The sequence below is a fragment of the Frankia sp. AgPm24 genome, from assembly GCF_023243055.1.
Taxonomy (GTDB): domain Bacteria; phylum Actinomycetota; class Actinomycetes; order Frankiales; family Frankiaceae; genus Frankia; species Frankia umida.
Genome location: NZ_JALKFW010000032.1, coordinates 1 through 5,911 on the forward strand (window position 1 = coordinate 1; position 5,911 = coordinate 5,911).

At 71.9% G+C, this 5,911-nt stretch carries 6 protein-coding genes and 2 pseudogenes; 1 reads left to right on the forward strand and 7 read right to left on the reverse strand.

Translation table 11 applies throughout. The annotated features are described in order from the left end of the window. The 7 genes and pseudogenes from MXD61_RS05285 to MXD61_RS05315 form a co-directional block, all read right to left on the reverse strand. Positions 1–463 (reverse strand): annotated as a pseudogene (locus MXD61_RS05285) ((2Fe-2S)-binding protein); the annotation flags it as partial. Beyond that, a complete protein-coding gene (locus tag MXD61_RS05290) occupies positions 460–1,377 on the reverse strand; it encodes a c-type cytochrome (RefSeq protein ID WP_374628469.1) in 918 nt (305 codons plus the stop codon). The gene MXD61_RS05290 and the pseudogene MXD61_RS05285, both read right to left, overlap by 4 nt. Positions 1,378–1,631: 254 nt before the next feature. Continuing rightward, positions 1,632–2,270 (reverse strand): heme-copper oxidase subunit III, encoded by a 639-nt coding sequence (locus tag MXD61_RS05295; RefSeq protein WP_372512132.1) that lies wholly within the window; start codon positions 2,268–2,270, stop codon positions 1,632–1,634. Positions 2,271–2,719: 449 nt separating this feature from the next. Further along, positions 2,720–3,241, reverse strand: coding sequence for an SseB family protein (locus MXD61_RS05300; protein ID WP_248811727.1), 522 nt, complete (start codon positions 3,239–3,241; stop codon positions 2,720–2,722). 237 nt (positions 3,242–3,478) lie between these two features. Further along, complete coding sequence (locus tag MXD61_RS05305; RefSeq protein ID WP_248811728.1) at positions 3,479–4,075, reverse strand: DUF3501 family protein; 597 nt, start codon at positions 4,073–4,075, stop codon at positions 3,479–3,481. A 170-nt stretch (positions 4,076–4,245) separates the two neighbouring features. Continuing rightward, positions 4,246–4,686, reverse strand: a complete 441-nt coding sequence (locus tag MXD61_RS05310) for a rubrerythrin family protein (protein WP_163547394.1) — start codon at positions 4,684–4,686, stop codon at positions 4,246–4,248. A 54-nt stretch (positions 4,687–4,740) separates the two neighbouring features. Further along, a complete protein-coding gene (locus MXD61_RS05315) occupies positions 4,741–5,181 on the reverse strand; it encodes a Fur family transcriptional regulator (protein ID WP_248811729.1) in 441 nt (146 codons plus the stop codon). 157 nt (positions 5,182–5,338) lie between these two features. Between MXD61_RS05315 and MXD61_RS05320 the strand changes: the two are divergent. Next, positions 5,339–5,767: pseudogene (locus MXD61_RS05320) on the forward strand (hypothetical protein); the annotation flags it as partial. Between the last annotated feature and the right edge of the window lie 144 nt (positions 5,768–5,911).

Here is a 5,911-nt window from a genome sequence, read left to right on the forward strand (position 1 = left end):
CCGCCTGCCGGCGGAGGCCGCTGTGATGCTCGGAGATGTGATTGCGGCGATCCCAGCCGTCGATCACCTGGTCGTGGGGGGGGGGGGGGGGGCGGGGGCCGGGGGGGGGGGGGGGGCCCCCCCGGGGGCCCCCCGCCCCGCCCCGCATCACCGTGTGCTGCGGGTCGCGGGTGGAGTCGGTCTGGTGCGGTGGGGTGCCCAGCGCCTCCGGACCGTCATGGGTGCCGGCGGAGACGTCCGGTCCCCCGGCGGAGACGTCCGACCCCTTGGCCGGCGCACCGGAGGTGTCGACCGGGTGCTTGGCCCGGTGGAAGATGCTGCTCATCGAGTCCTGATCAGCCTTGTCCGCCGGCTCACCCTGGTAGCCGGCGTAGTGCATGCGCTCGGATGCGGAGTCCCCCGGGCCGTCGGGCTCACCCGATCCGCCCGGTCCCGGCCTGCCCGGGCCCGTCTGGTCGCTCATCGCTTCTGCCTCGCTCCGATCCACAGGCACACGGCCAGCAGACCTCCGATGCCGACCAGAATCGCCAGCAGCCCCTCGGGCACCGGACCGTACTTGCCGAGGCTGAAGCCACCGGGGCTGGGCGCGTCGGTCAGGTGACGGACGTAGGCCGCGACCGCGACCGCGTCCTCTTCGTTGATCTGACGGTCACCGAAGACGGGCATCGACTCCGGTCCGGTCCGCATCGCCTCGATGATCTGAGTCGCGGTCGACTCGTCCAGCGAGGGCGCGAACTTGCCGTAGGTCAGTGGGGCACCCTGGGCTACCGCCTGATGGCACTGCGCGCAGTTGGCCCGGTAGAGCTCGCCACCCTTGGAGAGCGCCGCGTCATCCAGCGCGGTGTCGTCGACCTTGGGGATTTCCGGACCGCCACCGAGGCTGTCGATGTACGCGGCCAGCTGGGCGATCTGCGTGTCCGAGTAGATCGGTGCCTTGCGGTCGGCCTGCGCGGCCGGGGCGGCCAGCGGCATCCGACCGGTGGAGACCTGGAAGTCCACGGCGGCGGCGCCGACCCCGATCAGGCTCGGCCCGGTGCTGGAGCCCTGGGCGCCGAGCCCGTGGCAGGTGGAGCAGCCCTGGAGGTACAGGGCACGGCCCTGGCGGACCGCCTCGTTGGAGTCGGACGCGGACGCGGCGTTGCCGCCGGGCGCCAGCAGCGTCCACAGCACGCCGGTGGCGAGCAGGCCAAGGGCGAGCACCAGGGCGGACGAGCGACGGCGCCGCTGCGAGGTGGACACCCGACGGCGCGCACGGCGGCGGCCGAGCAGGCCGGGACGGCCGGCGACCGGCTTCGCCCCCGAGCCCGCCGCCTCCGTGTCGGCCTCATCGGCGTCGGCCTCATCGGCGTCGGCTGTCACGTCGGCGTCGGCTGTCACGTCGGCGTCGGTCACCACATCGGCGGCAACGACATCGGCGTCGACGGGTTCGACGTCACCGGGTTCGACGTCGGCCGCGTCGGCATCTGCATCGGCGTCGGTACTCGCGGCCGCCCGGGCCCGGGTCGACGTCCCGGTCGACTCCGGCGAGGCGGCGGCGTCCCGCGGCGGGGTGGCCGCGGTACTCGCCGGGATGACCGGGGTGGTTTCCGGCGGCGTGTCCGACGATGTGCCTGAAGATTCAGTCATGTCGCTCACTGGAGGAGGTAGATGGTCGCGAAGAGGGCGATCCAGACGACGTCGACGAAGTGCCAGTAGTACGACACGACGATTGCCGATGTCGCCTTCTCCGGCGTGAAGCGCCCATACGTCGACCGGCCCAGCACCATGACGAAGGCGACCAGTCCACCGATCACGTGCAGCCCGTGGAAACCGGTGGTCAGGTAGTAGACCGAACCGTAGGCGTGCGACGCCATCGTGAACTCGTTCTCGCCGAAGTACTCGTTCACCTGGCCGCCGATGAAGACAGCGCCCATGATCAGCGAGATCAGGTACCAGCGTCGCAGGCCGAACACATCACCCCGCTCGGCGGCGAACACGCCGAGCTGACAGGTGACGCTGGACAGCACCAGGATCACGGTGAAGAACAGCGCGTACCCGACGTGCAACTCCACGGGTCCGTGTTCGGACCCGATGGGGTCCCCGGTCGTCGGCGGCCAGTTGCCGCTGTTGACCGAACGGATCGTGAAGTACATCGCAAACAGGGACGCGAAGAACATCAGCTCCGACGACAACCACACGACCGTGCCGACCGAGACCATCGAGGGACGGTTGGCCGTCGGGTGTGGTGGTGGAGCCTTCTCGAGGACGGGGGCTGAGGCCACGTCGGTCATTCTGACACGCGCCGCCCCAGGCGCCACCGTAGGTTCGACGTTCGGTAGGACTACGACTCGTCGATGACCGGCGCCCGGCACCGACGCAACCGGTGTGCGCTGGGTGCAAATTCCTGTGCCGCAGGGAAAACCGCAGCTCGGGAGGCTGCCCGCGAAGCCGCCCGCACCCTTGGGCCGAGTGGGAGCGTCCCGGCGGATGTTGCGTGCCTCACCCACCGCGGGTCCTCCTCAGGAGCCGGGTCGGGCGGCACGGCGGCCCTGGGCCGGTTGGCACATCACCCCCCGCGGGCCACACCCGTCCACTACCAGGTGGGGCTGCCCGCAAAGCGAAGCCGGCGGCGTGGGTGGGACGTCGCGTCCCCACCCACGCCGCCGGCTGGCGACCAGACCCTGTCAGCCGAACATGACGGTTCCAGCTGGATATGACGGTCTCATCCGGACATGACGGTTCAGCCGGACATGGCGGCCAGGGCGCGCAGCCCCTCCGCCGGCAGTGCGATGCCCGCCTCGGAGCCCGGGTCGACGGCGAGCAGGAGCTCGTCGGACGGCCAGATCCGACCGAGCGTCGCGATCTGGACCGTGCGGTAGCGATCGACCTCGGGCAGGGCCGCGGCCAGCCGCTGCTCGGAGGTGAACGTCGGGACGAACTGGGTGCCGTCCTGGCGCTGCGCGACCGGAAGCTGCAGGACGTCGCTGTCGGCGTCGGAGAGGTCGGTGACGTCGCTGCCGAGGTCGGGCAGCAGGACCTCGGCCAGCGCCAGATCGCCGAGCGCGGAGCGCTCGTTCTCCCCGTCGGCCAGCCGGCACAGCGCTGCCCGGGCGGCCGTGCCCCGTTCGGCCTGCGGACCGTCGGGCCCGCCCATGCTGTCCGCCCCCGTCAGGGTGTCTGCTCCGGTGCGGCCCTCCGGCTCGGCGGTCGCGTCCGGCCCGGTGAACGCGTCGTGCGCGGGACGTAGCTGGTCATCGGTCATGGGTTTGACTCCCTTGACGTGGACGAGCGTGCTGACGTGTCGTGCCGTAGGTCTTTCGCGTACCCCGCCACGGTCACACCGAACGGGTGCCCCCGGACAATGTGTCCGGCGTCTCGGCACCCGGCATCGCGGCGTCCGGCGTCTCGGTCGTCCTGCCGCTCGGTCGTCCTGCCGCTCGGTCGTCCCGTCGTCCCGCAGGGACCGGTGCAGCGGTGGAGCGGATCGGCGGATCGGCGCTCAGCCGCGCAGAGCCAGGTCGGCGATGAGGGCACGGCGGGTGGCGCCGGTCAGCGGTGTTCCGTCGTTGTAGGCGGGATGGTCGATGACCAGTTCGGCGGGGACGTCCGGGTCGCGGAAGAGATCACGAGCCTGCTCCCCGAGCGCGAAACGCACCATGTGCACCGAGACGGTCTCGCTGGCGACCTCCGGGTCCTCGTCCGGGCCGGGGATCTCCTGCCCGGCCACCCGCGTCCCGCCGATCTCCAGCAGGACGCTGTGTTGCAGGCCGGCGAGCCGGCGCAGTTCGTCACGCACCGTGGCGAGCACGTCGAGCTCGAGGAACAGCGTCGCCGTCAGGGCATGACTACCTGGCAACAGACGCGAGTAGGCGTCGATCTCGTGGGCGACGTCGGCGGGCGCCGTCAGCCGCTCGGTGTAGACCATCTCCTGCACCTGGTAGCGCAGCGTCTGCTCGTTCTCGAACTCGGCGACCACGATGTCCCCGACCCGGACGCGCCGTTCGGCCCGCACCGGGAGCATCTGTCGGCGCAGGTCGGGCCGCCGCTGCGCGTACGCCTGATGGTCGGTGATGATGTCGGCGACGGTCAGCGCCATGGCGCGGCCTCCGGGTATCGGTAACGGTCTGGTCCGGGTGGTGGGACGGGCGACGGACGGGCGACGGGACGGGACGGCGGACGAGACCGGCGACCGGTCAGGACGCGCGAGGCGCGGGACCGGTCGCCGGGGTGTCGCCAGGGGTGGTGCGGCCGTCGGCCTGGGGCCGATCAGGCGTCGGCGGTCTCCTCGGCCTTGAGCGCGTCGAGGGCACGCTTGAACCGACCGGCGTGGGTCTTCTCCGCCCGGGCCAGGGTGGAGAACCAGTCCGCGATCTCCTCGAAGCCCTCGTCACGAGCGGTCTTCGCGAAGCCGGGGTACATGGCGGTGAACTCGTAGGTCTCACCGGCGACGGCGCTGGCCAGGTTCTTCGTCGTGGTGCCGAGCGGCTCGCCGGTGGCCGGGTCGCCGACCTCGGCCAGGAAGTCCAGGTGCCCGAAGGCGTGCCCGGTCTCCCCCTCGGCGGTGTCGCGGAACAGCGAGGACGCGTCGGTCAGGCCCTCGATGTCGGCGCGACGGGCGAAGTAGAGGTAGCGCCGGTTGGCCTGGCTCTCCCCGGCGAACGCCTCCTTGAGGTTCTCATGCGTCTTGGTGCCGTCAAGCTTGGGCATGTCACGCTCCTTTGCGATGAGTGTTCCCCGCTGAGGTCTTCCCAGCTGGGATGATCACTGTGGGCTGGCCGGACCCCCGACTCGGACCGAGCCCACGCCCCGGGCCTGACAGTCCGGACAGATTCCCCGGAACTGCAGGTCGTACCCGGTGATGGCGAAACCCGATCGCCGCGCGATCTCCGCCATCATCCCGTCGGGAACCGGATGGTCGAGATCGACCGCGCGGCCACAGCCTTCGCAGACCGCATGATCGTGGCGGCAGGTGTTGGCGTCGTACCGTGCCGCCGCACCGCCACCGAGGCTGAGTTCCAGCGCCTGACCGGTCGACACCAGCAGCGCCAGGGTGCGGTACACCGTAGCGCTGCCGATCCGCGGCGAGGTGCGCCGCACCCGCTCGTAGACCTCGGCCGCGGTCGGATGGTCATGCGCGGCGCGCAGCACCTCGAGGACGGCCATCCGCTGGGGGGTCAGTCGAAGATCGGTCTGGTCGGTCATGGATCACGCCCGTCGATTGAGAACGAATCTCAGTATCACTCAGTCGGCCGGCGCTGGCAATCTCGGGTCGATGGGCCGGCTCCACGGCCACGGCGGGCGTGAACGAGTAATCTTCGGACGGATCGCGCCGGTCAGCCGCACGGGAGGGCAGCACGCCATGCAGGTGGAAGCTGGGCACGACACCACCCCGAAGACCATCCTGGTGTACGCCGACCGCGCCGAGGTACGGGCCCGCGTCATCGCCGCCCTCGGCCGTCGTCCGGCGCAGGATCTGGCCCCCCTCGAGTTCGTCGAGGCCGCCACCGCCGCGGAGGCGATCGGCGTGGTCGACCACCACGAGGCCGACCTGTGTGTCTTCGACGCCGAGGCCACCCCGAGCGGCGGCATGGGCCTGTGCCGGCAGCTCAAGAACGAGGTCACCGACTGCCCGCCGGCCGTCCTGCTCGTCGCCCGCCCGGACGACCGGTGGCTCGCGACCTGGTCCCAGGCCGACGCCGTCGTGGCCCATCCCGTGGACCCCGCCCGGCTCACCGAGGCGGTCGTGACGCTGCTGCGTGCCCGCGCCGGCGGTGCGGCGGCGCGCCGGGGCGGCGCCCCCGGCCCCCCCCCCCCGCGCCCGCGCCCCCCCCCCCCCCCCCCAACACCCCCCCCCCCCCCCCCGCAGTCGCCGGCGGGGCATCCGCCCGCCGGGCGGGCCCGCCCCGTGGCCCGGACGAACCGGCCCTTACCA